The organism is Acetobacter lovaniensis, assembly GCF_014207635.1.
Lineage (GTDB): Bacteria > Pseudomonadota > Alphaproteobacteria > Acetobacterales > Acetobacteraceae > Acetobacter > Acetobacter lovaniensis.
Window position 1 is genome coordinate 17,759 of sequence record NZ_JACHIE010000024.1, and the last position, 14,821, is coordinate 32,579.

10 protein-coding genes are annotated in these 14,821 nt (G+C 53.1%); 8 read left to right on the top strand and 2 right to left on the bottom strand.

The window, feature by feature from the left end; all coding sequences use genetic code 11:
- The first annotated feature begins 78 nt into the window (after nt 1-78).
- From HNR55_RS15545 to HNR55_RS15580, 8 genes are all read left to right on the top strand, one after another.
- Nucleotides 79-795: an ABC transporter permease gene (locus HNR55_RS15545; RefSeq protein ID WP_166116877.1), complete on the top strand. Its 717-nt coding sequence runs from the start codon at nt 79-81 to the stop codon at nt 793-795.
- Between the two features lie 46 nt (nt 796-841).
- Nucleotides 842-1,753, top strand: coding sequence for a TauD/TfdA dioxygenase family protein (locus HNR55_RS15550; RefSeq protein ID WP_166116879.1), 912 nt, complete (start codon nt 842-844; stop codon nt 1,751-1,753).
- A gap of 96 nt (nt 1,754-1,849) precedes the next feature.
- Complete coding sequence (locus HNR55_RS15555) at nt 1,850-3,349, top strand: sulfatase-like hydrolase/transferase (RefSeq protein ID WP_166116881.1); 1,500 nt, start codon at nt 1,850-1,852, stop codon at nt 3,347-3,349.
- A 385-nt stretch (nt 3,350-3,734) separates the two neighbouring features.
- Nucleotides 3,735-6,290, top strand: coding sequence for a TonB-dependent receptor (locus HNR55_RS15560; RefSeq protein WP_242005646.1), 2,556 nt, complete (start codon nt 3,735-3,737; stop codon nt 6,288-6,290).
- Between the two features lie 83 nt (nt 6,291-6,373).
- Entirely contained in the window at nt 6,374-8,701 is a 2,328-nt protein-coding gene (locus HNR55_RS15565) for an arylsulfatase (RefSeq protein ID WP_166116883.1), read from the top strand.
- A 21-nt stretch (nt 8,702-8,722) separates the two neighbouring features.
- The gene (locus HNR55_RS15570) at nt 8,723-9,691 is read left to right on the top strand and encodes a formylglycine-generating enzyme family protein (RefSeq protein WP_198911936.1); all 969 of its coding nucleotides are present in this window, start codon (nt 8,723-8,725) and stop codon (nt 9,689-9,691) included.
- Nucleotides 9,692-9,755: 64 nt separating this feature from the next.
- Nucleotides 9,756-11,447 (top strand): arylsulfatase, encoded by a 1,692-nt coding sequence (locus tag HNR55_RS15575; RefSeq protein WP_166116885.1) that lies wholly within the window; start codon nt 9,756-9,758, stop codon nt 11,445-11,447.
- 46 nt (nt 11,448-11,493) lie between these two features.
- Nucleotides 11,494-12,915: a sulfatase family protein gene (locus HNR55_RS15580; protein WP_166116887.1), complete on the top strand. Its 1,422-nt coding sequence runs from the start codon at nt 11,494-11,496 to the stop codon at nt 12,913-12,915.
- A 50-nt stretch (nt 12,916-12,965) separates the two neighbouring features.
- Here HNR55_RS15580 and HNR55_RS15585 read toward each other — a convergent pair whose 3' ends face one another.
- Nucleotides 12,966-14,351: a sulfatase family protein gene (locus tag HNR55_RS15585; protein WP_166116889.1), complete on the bottom strand. Its 1,386-nt coding sequence runs from the start codon at nt 14,349-14,351 to the stop codon at nt 12,966-12,968.
- 284 nt (nt 14,352-14,635) lie between these two features.
- The coding region (locus tag HNR55_RS16820) for a hypothetical protein (RefSeq protein ID WP_221441747.1) at nt 14,636-14,821 on the bottom strand (186 nt) is incomplete at its 5' end.

Here is a 14,821-nt window from a genome sequence, read left to right on the forward strand (position 1 = left end):
CGAACTCCTTCGTCACGGTCTTTACGCATCAGGTTGAGGCTAGGTGTTCCTGCACGGGTTGCGAGCAGGAGTGCGGCTTTGCTCGCTTTGGTATGCGTGTGGGAGCTCCTGTCACGCACGGGAGCCGTCAACCCGCTCTTTTTGCCACCGTTCTCGGTTGTTATAGCTGATGTCTATCATGGTTTTGCAACGGGTTATCTCGTCCAGCATGTTGTGGCCAGTCTGGGACGTGCGGTGCCGGGACTGTTCTTTGCATTGCTCGTTGGTGTCCCGCTGGGGCTTGCTCTGGAGGCATCGCGCAGCCTGAATACTTTTATAGGCCCCGTTGTGGAAGTGCTGCGTAATACGTCCGCCCTTGCTCTTTTGCCCGTGTTTACACTGATGCTGGGTATAGGAGAAACTTCCAAGATTGCCATGGTGTTTTACGCAGCACTCTGGCCCATTCTGCTCGGCACCATGAACGGTTTGAGAGGTGTTGATCCGTTATGGATCAAGGCAGGTCGCTCCATGGGGCTGTCGGGTGGAAAACTGTTCGTAAAAATTGTCATTCCCGCGTCTCTTCCATCTATTTTTACGGGAATTCGTCTTGCTGCGGCAGCCGGGCTTCTGGTCCTTGTCGCTGCGGAAATGGTCGGCTCCAGAGCGGGCCTTGGTTACGTGATCAATGCGGCTCAACTCGACTTTGATCTGCCGGGTATGTACGCCGCAATCCTCGTTCTTTCTGTGGTGGGATACGTAACAAATGCGGCTCTTGTTCTGGTCGAGACGCATTTTTTACGGTGGAAAACATCGTAACGACTTAACACTGTTCAGTATCTGACGTCTGGTAAGGGGTAAAAGCATGTCTGAAACTTCTATAAAAACGCTTGGTTCGTCCGGTCTGTCTGAACTTCAGGTGCGCCCGATTGCAGGGGCTCTGGGAGCAGAAGTCAGCGGTATCAGGCTGTCTGGCGATCTTGATCCGCAAATCTTTGCCGAACTCAAGGTGCTTCTGCACAAACATAAGGTTATTTTCATTCGTGGGCAGGTACATCTGAACGATCAGGAGCAGGAAAAATTTGCCAGTCTGTTTGGCACACCTGTTCCGCATCCGACGGTTCCATCTGCGGATGGAACCAGCGCAATTTTGTCCATCGACAGCAAGCGTGGCAACCGGGCAGATAGCTGGCATAGTGATGTCACTTTTGTTCCAAACTATCCCAAGGTAACGATTTTACGCGGTGTCGTTGTGCCCCCTGTGGGGGGAGACACCGTGTGGGCAAATACCACACTGGCGTATGAAACACTGCCTGCTCCGCTCAAAATCTTTGCTGATAATCTCCGGGCCATACATAGCAATGCTTACGATTATGCTGTGTCGCATCGTGTAGCCTCCTCCCCGGAGGCGTTGGAATATCGTCGGGTTTTTACAGCCACACAGTTTGAAACAGAACATCCGGTTGTGCGCATCCATCCTGTAACCGGGGAGCGTACGTTGCTTCTTGGGCATTTTGTCAAAAAATTCGTTGGTCTGTCCCAGCGGGACAGTCGCACTATTCTGGAATTTTTTCAGGATCATATTACCAATGTGGACAATACCGTGCGTTGGCAATGGAAGGTGGGAGATGTGGCGATCTGGGATAACCAGGCAACCCAGCATAGAGCGGTCAACGATTTTGGTGATGAGCCACGCCTGCTGCGGCGGAGCACCATAGAAGGCGAAGTCCCTGTCGGTGTAGATGGTTTTGTAAGCACTGTGGCGCCAGCAGAATAATCCCAGTCCGGCGAATATGTTTTTATCTGATAACGGGGCGTTGTGGGCAGCACGATAAAAGGCTGCACACAACGCTTTTTTTGATGGGGAGGGGCGATGCGCAGGCGCAAGCTTTTAAAGGCGGCGGGTGGTTTGGCAGGCTGTATGGCCACGCCCTATGGTCAGGTCTTCGCAACCGGGGAGCAGGTGCCGACCCTGCCGCGTGAGCGCCCTAATATTCTTGTGTTTCTCTCGGACGATCATGGGCGCTGGCTGCAACAGGCGTATGGAAACTCGGAAGTCAAAACGCCGACCATGCAGCGGCTTGCTCAGCAGGGTGTCAAGTTGACAAACGCTTACACGACCTCTCCCGTCTGTTCGCCCGCACGCGCAAGTTTTTTTACAGGACGGATGCCATCGCAACACGGGATTCATGACTGGATAGAAGAACGGCAGGCTGCCTATAAATATCCGTGGCTACAGGGGGAGATTATATTGCCCGAACTGTTGCAGGCGGCAGGGTATAGGACAGGTCTGGTTGGCAAGTGGCATTGTGGCGCTGAGCGCGTGCCCCACAAAGGGTTTGATTTCTGGTTTAGCTATTGGGTTAGTCAGTACCCACATGCGGGCACACAAAATTTTTCCGATCAGGGCCAGCACGTAATGGCCGAAGGTTTTCAGGCGCCCTTGTTAAGCGCACAGGCACAGCGTTTTTTACTGGAGGGAGGGAAGGAGCCTTTTTTTCTGTTTGTCGGGTTTACAGATACGCATAGCCCGCATCGTTCCATGCCAGCAGAACTGCTGGCCGAGTATGAACACGCAACATTTTGCGATATTCCCAAAGAGAATTTTCTACCGGTTCATGGGGTTACACAATGCCCTGTCAGTAACAGGCCGGAAGTTGAGGCAGACAAGCTCCGTCAGTATTATGCGGCAGCGTCCTCCATTGATCGGGAAATGGGGAAAATACTCGACTGGCTGGATGCGGCGGGCAAGCTGGACAATACATGTGTGGTTTACACCAGTGACCATGGTCTTAATGCCGGGCACCACGGAATATGGGAGAAAGGAAATGCTACCATTCCTCAGAATTTCTTTGAGGAGTCCATACGGGTGCCTTGCACCATAGCATGGCCAGATGGTGGTGTTGGAAGCAATGTGACAAGCGCACTGGCCGTCAATCATTGTGACCTGTTTGCTACGTTGCTGGATGTGGCAGATGTGCAGCTTGATGACCTTACAAAGCAAAAGATCAACTCTCCCGGACGCTCGTATCTGTCCCATTTACGGGGATTGTCCGACGCACCCGTCCGGCAAGACGTTATTTGTGAATATGGTAATGCCCGTATGATTGTTTGCGACCAGTACAAGCTGGTTTTGCGCTTTCCTTTCAAAAACCGGATTTTTGGTCACGAACTGTATGATCTGCGGGATGACCCGCGTGAGACGACCAATATTTTCAGCCATCAATCGCAGTCTGCGCGTATTGAGTATATGTCGAAAAAACTTCATGATTTTTTCAAGGATTATCATGATCAATTAAAAGATGGCCTGTGTCTTGAAGGCCAGCCTGAAGCAACATCTCAAAGCCCATGGATTCTAGCGTTGTCTCTGTAAAGCGGCAAATAATCATTTTGGATCGTAGTTTGTATGGAGAAGAATGATCATTTTTTTATCCCACAAAAAACCACCGATAATTAAAGTGGATATAATCCCTGACTTTTTGTCATGCGACTTGAAGCGTTCAGATGGTATTTAAGACAAAATAACATATTGGAATTAAATAAAAATATCCATAGTTTTGGGCGAGAGATTCGCCCCCTTTCTAAGGTGGCTGATGTGATATGGGGCGCATAACCACAAAAAATAATGGTACAAAAGACACATATGCGTTAAAAGTTGATTGAATAAATCAAACAACGATAAAATGAGTTTGTAAAAACATTTCACGTCGTGAATATTGGACATTAGGAATTAACAACGCATTAGAATAGTGAATAAGATGCTGTCTTCAGGAAGAACCTTACTGATAGCTTTTGCTCTGGTGGCGGAAGGCGGCATGGCCGAGCAGGTTCTTGCGCAAAATACGGGCAATGTTCCGTCAAGCCATGGCGCACACCACCATGTGCAGCGATCTCAGGCGCGGGCTGCCGGGCGAGCGCAGGCAAAGCCGTCCTCTACGCAGGCTTCAAAGCCTCTTCAGGCCAAGGCGGAAGAGATTTCCGTCTCTGTGGCGGCAACGCGCAGAGCTGCCCATAATATTGACCGTGAAACACATGAGCTGCAAAAAGTGCCGCAGGCCAGCACGCGCATTGATGCCAAGGAGCTCAAGGCGGAGCACATTACAGCACTCCCTCAGGCAACCCGGCTGCTGCCAACTGTGCAGTTGAACATTTCCAACCCGCGTAACACAACAATCAATATCCGTGGTCTGGGGGCGGCAGGTACAGCCGCCACGGACGGGATAGAAGGCGGGGTGGCTGTGTATGTGGATGATGTCTACCGCTCCCGTCCGGGTACGACTCTGACGGACCTGCCGGATATGAATGGTATTACCGTGCTGCGTGGTCCGTCGGGAACGGAGGGCGGTATGGTGACAACGGCTGGTGCGATTTCTCTCACGACCGCAGCGCCGGACCTGCATACACGCCACGTGTATGGCGAGGCGGGCGTTGGTAACTTCAATTACAGCCGCTGGAATCTGGGTGTTACAACCCCCATTATCAAGGATAAGCTTGCTATCAGGCTCAGTGGTCTGGGCTATGGTTATGATGGCTGGGTCAAAAACCTTGATGGCGGCGGGGATACGGGGGGGCAGACCAGTCGCGCCTTCCGTGCGCAGGTGCTGGCTCGGCCAACAGATGAGATCAGCGTGCGCATTATCGGCGATTACTCCCACCTGCGTGAGAATTGCTGCAACCCGGGGCTGGTCAAAAGTTCCACCACACGTTCGGATGGTCAGGCCTTGTTTGGTGGGTCTCTGGCGCAGCGGAGTGGCTGGACGGGTTATATCCCAGATGTCAGCAATGGTTATACGGTTGACCGTAACTCCAGAGCGACTGCGGAGCAGGAAGATATAGGTCTTTCGGGGCATATTGACTGGCATCATAACAACTTTACGCTGTCGTCTATTACGGCGTACCGGTGGTGGAACTGGTGGCCGTCGAACGATGGTGATCTCAACGGGATCAACGCTGTCACGCAGGCGAACGCCAAGGTTAACCAGAACCAGTTTACGCAGGAATTCCGTTTTTCAAGCGCGCTGGGCAAGCTGCTCGACTACCGGGTAGGTGCGTTTTACATGTGGCAGGAAAACCGCGTGTATAGTGATCAGGCTTACGGTGACCAGATGGCCGAGTGGGCAGGCTACGGCATGCCTGGTGGCATCTCTAGTGTGCAAACCTCAAGTGGCGTCTACCCTGTGACAACCGCACAAGCCAACAATGTTTTGAATGGCTATAATGTACGCGGTTATGACCAGCCGACTACCAACTACTACGCAGCCTATGTCAACGGTACGTGGCATGTGCACCCCAAGATCGATATTGTAACGGGTGTACGCTATAACTATGCGGCAAAAACAGGGAGTTTTTCCCAGTGGCAGGAGTGGCCTTCGGGGTATAATTCCGCCGGTATACGTCCGGATGTGGCGAACGCAATCTGGAATACTTACGGCAGTAACGGCACCGCCGATTACGGTGCGCATACTGATAACGGGTTTGTAACGGGCCAGTTCGTAGTGAATTACAAGCTGACAGACAATGTCATCGTGTATGCGCGTTATGCTCGTGGCGGCAAGTCTGGGGGCTTGAATCTGACCAGTTTTAGCGCCAGCCAGCGCACGGCTGGTGCTACGCCAAACGTGGGTAAGGAAACGGATGATGCGTTCGAGGTGGGGTCCAAGGCATCCCTCCTTGATAACCGGCTGCTGGTCAGCGGGGCACTCTACCAGACAAATGACCATAATTATCAGGTGAGTGCGACACATGTCTATCAGGGGGCGCTGGTTTCCTATCTGAGCAGTGCACCCAAGGTGCGGGTCCGTGGGGCGGAGGCGGATATCCACTACAGCCCTATTGTTAATCTGATTACTTCCTTGTCCGCGTCTTATAACGATGCGCAGTTTCTGGAGTATTCCACGGGGGCCCCGCCGGAAATCATTACGACGGGTGCATGGAGCATGAACCATACACAGGTCCCGTTTGTGCCGCGCTGGGCGTTATCTGCCGCCGTGCAGTACTCACATTCTGTCGGGCGAGCATTCCGCTCCAGCATTGATGGCTACGTGGGTGGCAGTTACAACTACAACACCAGAATGAACACCAGCGCCAACAACTCGTCTTACGGCTGGGTGCAGGCTTATGGCACGCTCAACCTCAACTTTGGCTTCCGTGACCATTCAGGACGGTGGGACTTCCAGGGCTTTGTCAACAACGCCACGGATGAACGGCGGATCAGCCAGCTTTCCCAAGGGGGGGGCATGAGTGGCAACGGGGCATGGTATGCCTACGTCACCCAGCCACGCAGCTTTGGGTTTATCGCTCGGGCCAATTACTAAAACTGGATGGTATAGAAATCATATTTCATGGTTTCCATACCATTCCCACCTTCTTTCACGTTCGATCGTAGAGTTTAAGCGCAATGCGTCATTTTGTTACCTATGTTGCCAGTCTGTTTGCCGCCAGTAGCCTGAGTGCCGTAGCTTTTGCTCAGCCTGCTCCGGTAGTGCCAGCGCCGCAGGCTGTTCATCCCGCTTATCCTCAGGCCCCACGTGCGCCACAGGGTGCTCCCAACATTCTGCTTATTCTGCTGGATGATGCGGGTTTTGCAACCAGTTCGGCTTTTGGCGGCAAGGCGCGCACGCCCAATCTGGAACGCTTTGCGGCGGAAGGGGTGCGTTACAACCAGTTCAACACCACAGCCATCTGTTCCCCCACGCGCGCAGCATTGCTGACAGGGCGTAATCACCATCAGGTTGGTTTTGGAAATCTAATGGATATTCCAGCCGGGTTTGATGGATATAATACCGTATGGAAGCCGCAAACAGCATCCATCGCGCGCATATTGCAGGTGAACGGATATTCTACCGCAGCGTTTGGTAAATGGCATAATACGCCACGGTGGGAAACGTCAGCTGCAGGGCCGTTCAACCACTGGCCGACGGGGTTGGGCTTTGACCATTTCTACGGTTTTCTGAGCGGCACAGATGACCAGTGGGAACCTCATCTTTATAATGACACTACACAGATCCCCAATCCGGCCACTCCCGAGCAGGGATACCATCTGACCAAAGACCTTGTCGGCAAGGCGGTTTCATGGGTGGATGAGCATGAAGTTCTTGCAGGTAATCGCCCGTATTTCCTTTATTTTGCAACGGGTGCCGTGCATATGCCGCATAACGTCGCACCCGAATGGATTGCCAAAAACAAAGGGAGGTTTGATGAGGGGTGGGACCATTACCGGGAGGAGGCATTCGCCCGACAGAAACAGCTGGGCGTTATTCCTGCCGATGCCAAACTGACCCCTCGCCCAGCAGGGCTGCCAGCCTGGTCCAGTCTCTCGGCGGAGCAGAAGCATCTTTATGCCCATCAGATGGAGGTGTTTTCGGCGTATATGGAAGAAACTGACCAGCAGGTAGGTAAGCTGGTGGATACGCTTCGAACACGGCCTGGGGGGGATAACCTGCTGGTTTTCTACATTGTGGGCGACAATGGAGGAAGCGGGGAGGGCGGGCTTGAAGGTACGATTGTTAATGAAGGAGCCAGTGGAGTTGGCGCCCCTGATAGTTTTGCCCTGCAGGTTGCCAATTACAACAAACTGGGTGGACCGGATGTGGCAGATAATTATGCTGCAGGCTGGGCCTGGGCGACCAGCACCCCGTTCCAGTGGATGAAGCAGGTTGCCTCTCATTTCGGGGGGACACGCAACCCGTTGATTGTGGACTGGCCCGGTCATACTCAGGCGTCCGATAAGGTACGGACCCAGTTCAGCCATGTTAACGATATTGCCCCCACCATTCTTGATATTTTGGGGGTTTCTCTGCCCGAGCAGATTGATGGTGTGCAGCAAATTCCGTTTGAAGGGCATAGTCTGCTGCCGACCTTTACCAACCCGGCCGCTCCAGAAGTCCACACGGAGCAGTATTTTGAAATTTTTGCAAATCGCGCCATCTACAAGGATGGCTGGGTAGCTGCGGCACGGCATGACTACGAGCCGTGGAATCTTCTGCACGAGGTGCAAAAACTTTATACAGCTTCAACACAGAATGACCGGTGGGAATTGTATCATATTGCTACTGATTACAGTGAGGCAGACGACCTTGCAGCAAAAGAGCCGCAGAAGCTGGAGGAACTCAAAAAAGAGTTTACCGCCGAGGCGCAGCGCAATGGCGTCTTCCCCCTGCTGCCGCCGCCGGTGGGTGCCCCGACGATTGTAGCGCTTGATAAGCACGAATTTACCTACCCGTCAGATATTTCCGGCCTGCCACCCAACGCCATTCCCGTTCTGGCAGGCAGGGCGCATCGGGTGGAGACAGAGGTTGATAGCGCATCCGGCAATGGGCGTGGTGTCATTGTGGCTCAGGGTGGGCGTCTGGGAGGGTATGTTCTGTATGAAAAAGACGGGCATCTGGTTTTTGAAAATAATATCTTTGGACAAACTCATGAAGTCATAGCTGGCAGTGAGCGTCTGCCCGCACATGTGGTTACAGTCGGCTATGCCTTTACACCGGATGCGGGCTCTGCGCCCCATGGCGGCCTATGGCAGCCCCCGACTGATGGGACCGTGCAGCTCCTGGTGAATGGTAAGGTTGTGGCGCAAGGAAAAATTCACAAATATCCTTCTGTTGTCGGTAGTTATTCGGAAACATTTGATATTGGTCAGGACAGGGGATCGCAGGTCAGCCATGACCTTGCAGGCAAAAGCCCTTACGGGGGCAAGCTGGGTGTGACCCATCTTACTGTCCAGTAATTCAGGCGGATACAAAAGAGCATGACACAGGATATCCAGACAGACACCATGAGCTTTATCAAAGGAGGCAGCTTTACAATGGGGTCGGAGCAGTTTTATCCGGAGGAGCGGCCACGCCGCCGGGTAAGCGTGTCGGATTTCTGGATAGATAAAACTCCTGTCACTAACAGAGCTTTTACCGCATTTGTCGCAGCAACAGGTTACCTTACAGTTGCAGAAGTAGCCCCTGACCCCGAGGATTATCCGGGGATGTTGCCAGAACTCGCGGTTCCGGGCTCTCTTGTGTTCCAAAAGACGGATCGGCCGGTGCCGTTGAATGATCCCATGCAGTGGTGGGCTTTTGTGCCCGGCGCAGACTGGCGGCACCCATCGGGGCCGGAAAGTTCGATCGAACACATCATGGATCATCCGGTGGTGCAGGTCGCATATCTTGACGCGGCGGCTTACGCCATATGGGCTGGCAAGGCTTTGCCAACAGAGGCAGAGTGGGAGTACGCCGGGCGGGGTGGTCTGAAGGAAGCGGAATATGCATGGGGGGATGAACTCGCTCCCAATGGTCAGATTCTTGCCAATTACTGGACAGGCCTGTTCCCCTTTGCAAATCAGAGGCCGGGCGGAGGGTACCGTACGACAGAAGTCGGCAGCTATCCTCCCAACGGGTATGGATTGTCAGACATGATCGGGAATGTGTGGGAGTGGACGGAAGACTGGTACAGTCTGCCCGAAGTACAGCTACGCAATAGTGGCAAGCGTCCATGCTGCATTGTAGCCAACCCACGCGGTGGTACATTGCGGGAGAGTCTGGACCGTGAAGAAGGTGGGGTGCCCATAGGCCGCAAGGTCCTGAAAGGGGGTTCGCACCTGTGTGCCGCCAATTACTGTCAGCGCTACCGCCCCGCCGCCCGACACCCGCAGACAATAGAAAGTGCGACCAGCCATATCGGTTTTCGCTGCGTTGTGCGGGTAGCAGAGGGTGCGGTGCCAGACTAGCGTCTGGTTACACTGGTTTCAAAGATCGACAAGATGAACACTCCATTTGGGGAAACTTAGAGTCATGCCAGTATCGCGTCGTGTCTTTATGGGGGGCACGGTTACTCTTCTGCTCACATCAACCGCCCTTACGGGGCCTGTGCGCGCACGACCGTTAAAACGACCTAATATTGTGGTTATTTTGGTAGACGATATGGGATTTTCCGATATCGGGTCATACGGGAGCGAAATTCCAACCCCGCATATTGATGCTCTGGCGGCTGGGGGGCTACGCTTTACCCAGTTTTATAATTGTGCGCGTTGCAGCCCGTCGCGCGCTTCTCTTCTGACCGGCACATATCCGCATCAGGCGGGGGTAGGACACCTTGAGAATATCGTGGTTGCGGGTTCTCGTGGGTTGCATGGAAAACTGGAAGACAGGGTTGTCACCTTTGCCGAGGTCCTTCAGCAGGCTGGCTATTACACGGGGGCTGCGGGTAAGTGGCATGTGGGTATCTCGCATGGTGTCGGGCCGTGGCAACGCGGCTTCCAGCGTTCCCTTATCTCCCCGTTTGGTGAGATCTACTTTCCAGATCAACCAGAAAAAAATGCTCAGTATCTCTATCTTGACGGGCAGAAACTGCCAGTCGGTTCGCCCGAAATCGGGCAGGGGGAATGGTATTCCTCCGACTTGTTTGCTGACTGGACATTGAAGTTCGCCGGTGAGGCAGAACAGCAGGATAAGCCATTCCTGCTTTATCTGCCGTTTGTGGCTGTTCATTTTCCACTTATGGCCCCGCAGGAGGACATTGCCCGCTTTAGGGGCAAATACAGGAAAAACTGGGACGAACTCCGTCAGGCGCGCTTTGAAAAGCAAAAAGCACTTGGTCTCGTCGGGCCGGAAGAGCAATTGCCCCCGCGCTTGCCCAACACCTATGACTGGGACAAACTGACAGAGGAACAGCAGGACCGGTTTGACCAGATCATGTCTGTCTATGCAGCGGATATTGCTGGCATGGATCGTGCGGTCGGGCATCTGGTTGATGGACTGCGGGAGCAGGGTGTGCTGGACAACACTCTTATCCTATTTATGGCTGATAACGGTGGTAATGCGGAAAGTGGGCCAGATGGACGTCTGGAGGGAGCGCAGGCTGGTGGTGCGCAATCCACGGTTTTTGGCGGTATGAACTGGGCTACGCTTGAAAACACACCGTTCCAGTGGTTCAAGCATTTTACTCAGGAAGGTGGCATTGCAACACCACTGATCGCCTATTGGCCCAAAGGCATAGACCCCGCGTTACGGGGTACTTTCGTGCGTGAGCCGGGGCATCTGATTGATGTGATGCCAACACTGCTCGAAGTTTCGGGGGCTGCATATCCACACGCTTATAAGGGGCACGATATTATTCCCATGCAGGGCAGAAGCTTTGCCCCGGCATTTCATGGACAGGTGCTGCATCGTAACTCTCCACTGTTCTGGGAGCATGAGGGCAATCGGGCTGTGCGTGATGGCGACTGGAAGCTGGTCGCCCGCTTCGGGCATCCGTGGGAGTTATACGATCTGGCGCAGGACAGGAGCGAGACACGTAATCTGGCCTCTGCCGAACCTGCCCGCGTGCAGCATATGGCAGCTTTGTGGGACATATGGGCAGCCTCAAGCGATGTGGATCAATGGGAAGAACGATTTGAAAAACCCGCCAGAGGTAATCGTCAGAACTGGGGAGGGCATGAAAGCCCCCAGATCAGGAGCGCCATGGATCAGGTCGAAGTCGATTAACAGTCCAGTGGTTTTATGAATAATGCGGAATTCAGGGAGATTGGTCATGGTTGGAGCAAAAAGCGGGCGTCGTGGTTTTTTGGCAGGAGTTACTGGTCTGGGTCTGGGGGCCGCGTTGCAGGGGGGGGCTCCCGCACGAGCTGCAGCGCGATCAAGCAAGCCCAATATCATTTTTATTCTGGCTGATGATCTGGGGTATGCGGATGTCAGTTGCTTTGGGAACCCAGATTTTTCTACTCCGGCCATTGACCGCATTGCCCACGATGGCATCCGCCTGACACATGCCTACGCTAATTCAGCAGTCTGTTCGGCAACACGTACGGCGCTTATTACCGGTCGTTATCAGGACCGTATCGCCTGCGGGCTGGAGGAGCCGATTAGTGGGGCCGACAAAACAGTCGGTCTGACGCCCGGTCTGCCGACCCTGCCTGCACAGTTGAAAAAGGAAGGCTACAAGACTGCCCTTGTCGGAAAATGGCATTTAGGCAGTCCACCGCAGTTTGGTCCGCTCAAAAGTGGGTATGATCATTTTTATGGGATTGCTGGTGGTGCTGCGGATTATTTTACGCATCAGGGCCACCCGGGAGAAGATCAGTTTTATCGGGACGACCATCTGATTCATGAGCATGGTTACCTCACTGGCCTTTTGGGGCAGGAGGCAGTCCGGCTGGTCAAGGGATACGCTCAGGAAGCAGATCCTTTTTTCATTAGCCTGCACTTCAATGCACCGCACTGGCCATGGGAAGGGCCGGAGGATGAGGCGGAATCCCGGCGTCTCAAGGGACATATTTTTGACTATGATGGCGGTAATCTCAAAACCTACGCCAAAATGGTGCAGGCAATGGATACTCAAATTGGTCATGTGCTGGATGCACTGGAGCAGACCGGTATTGCCCAGAATACGATTGTTGTTTTTACAAGCGATAATGGTGGTGAGCGGTATTCCGATACATGGCCATTTACAGGTATTAAAGGAGAATTGCTCGAAGGTGGGCTGCGTGTGCCCGCAGTCCTGCGTTGGCCTGAGCAGGTGAAGGCAGGACTGGAAACGGCCCAGCCGGTGATAACAATGGACTGGCTGCCAACATTCCTTGCTGCTGCTGGTGGTGCGCCAGATTCTGATTTTGCAAGTGATGGTATGAATATTCTGCCTTTTCTGGCAGATCCAATGCAGCATCAGGATCGGTCTTTTTTCTGGCGGTATAAATTGCGCGACCAGCATGCGCACCTCTTGGGACAATATAAGTATTTAAAGATCGAGCAGAACGAGTTTCTTTTTGACGTTGTCAATGATCCGCGCGAACGGGCCAACCTCAAGGACCGTCAGCCTGATCTGTTTGCACGTCTCAAAAAGGAATGGGCGGCATGGAACAGTCAGATGCTGCCTTACCCGGAGCGCAGTTATAGCTGGGGGGCGGATGGCAAGCATTTTGCCGATCATTATGGCGCAACGCAGGGAGAAGACTGATTTGACCGTTTATGGCTATCTGAGCAGGGTTGTGCCCAGATAGTCAGCCGTTAGGCCGGGACTGGTGGCTCATGGGGTGATATGCCATCAACCCGGTTGACAACAGCGCCCAAAGGGGCGCGGACTGGACCGTTGAGCAAAGGGTCCTGTGTCTGCTGCATCCATGTCTGCAGCCTGTGGCGCATCCCCTGCAAAATTTTCAGGCAGTCAGGGTCGTGAACGCGGTTGTCGTGTTCGGTTGGATCAAAGGTCAGGTCGTACAGAGCTTCGGGTGCTACCCGCTGGGATTGCCAGCCAGCGGCCAGCCATACGGTTTTGCTTGGACTGTCATCGCAGTTCGGAAGGACCGGTGTGCTGCGCTGGTCAAAACGACGAATATATTTCCATCTCTTGCTCCGGACCGCGCGCATGGGTTCATAGGCAGCGTGGTAAGAAACTTCAGCAAAAATGGTATCATGAATTTCCACATCATGCCCTTTCAGGCATGGCAGGAAGGATGTGCCTGTCAACCATGTGGGTTTGGGTAGGTTCAGATATGCACACAAGGTAGGAAACAGATCGGTCTGCGAAATAAGCGTATCGCTTTCATGGCCCGCGGCCAGACCCGGTCCCCTCATGATAAAGGCTGTTCCCAAGCCTTCGTCCGTCAGGGTGCATTTCATACGTGGGAACGGCAGGCCGTGATCGGTGGTAAAAATAACCAGCGTATTGGAATCATATCCGTTCCTGCTTAAAGCATCCAGCACACGGGATACCCCGTTATTCAACTGGCGCACGCTTGCCCCGAATGCTGCAAAATCGTATCGTGTTTGCGGTGTATCCGGTATGGAGCGCGGCACGTCACGTACCTGCGCAATATCCTGCGGGTGCGGTTCAGGGTATTCCCGGTGGGTTTCAAAGAAGCCAACATCAAGAAAAAACGGCTGACGGGGTCTGGAATCCAGAAAACGCTCAACAATCGGTGCCACAATGCTTGCTTCGGAGAGCCAATGGCCCTGCGCATCCCGTTGGCAAAGATTCAGATCATAACCCAGAGTGTTGGGGTCGGCGGCAACATGCTGCATGCCGGTCAATATGGCTTGATACCCATAACGTTGCAGGTAACGGAAGATTAATTGCCGTGGGTCATTCAGGCTGAAGCCCCTGTGTGCCAGTCCATTCATGCCTGAGCAGTGGGCTGGCTGGCCTGTCAGCATTGCTGCGCGGCTGGGAGAGCATACGGGGGCACCGCTAAAAACCTGATGGAACAGAACACCCTGTTGGGCAAGATGCGTAATTGCAGGCGCGGGAACACCGCTTTTGTAAGGGCTCAGGTAACGGCCGCTATCGTGAGAGTGAATATAAACAATATTAGGCCGTGTCTGTAATGTGGACGCATGAGCAGATGCTGGAAGAAGGGTAGAAGCACTGGCTTGCAAAAGGTGGCGGCGTTTCATGTCAGACTTTCAGAGTGCCAGGGGAGGGGCCGGTATGAATGAACTATGAAAAAATAGAAGGCTGTCAAAAAAGGTTTTTCAGATTTCGTACATCAGGTTACAGCACATAACACAATTGCTATTTGTGAGTAAATAATATATACAAACAGGAAAGTGTTATAAAAAAATAACATAAAAATATGTGTTTTTTGTTGACGTAGCCAGCGTCTGCGGGCAAGCTAAAAGGCGGTAAAGATTTTAATAAGATTGTAAAGCTTTGGTACCGTCAGCGGCATGCTATGCATTCAGGCATAATGAGCCGCATGCAAAACTTGCCACATATTGCTGAAGAGTGACGTTCTGGATTGCCCAGTTGGTCTGATCTGTCTCGGATACGCTGGTTCATAAGTAAACAAGAAAGGCAGATCATGCTTGTGGCTGGTTATGATAAAGAAGAACTGACATGACAAATGAGCTTGAACAGCAAAAGA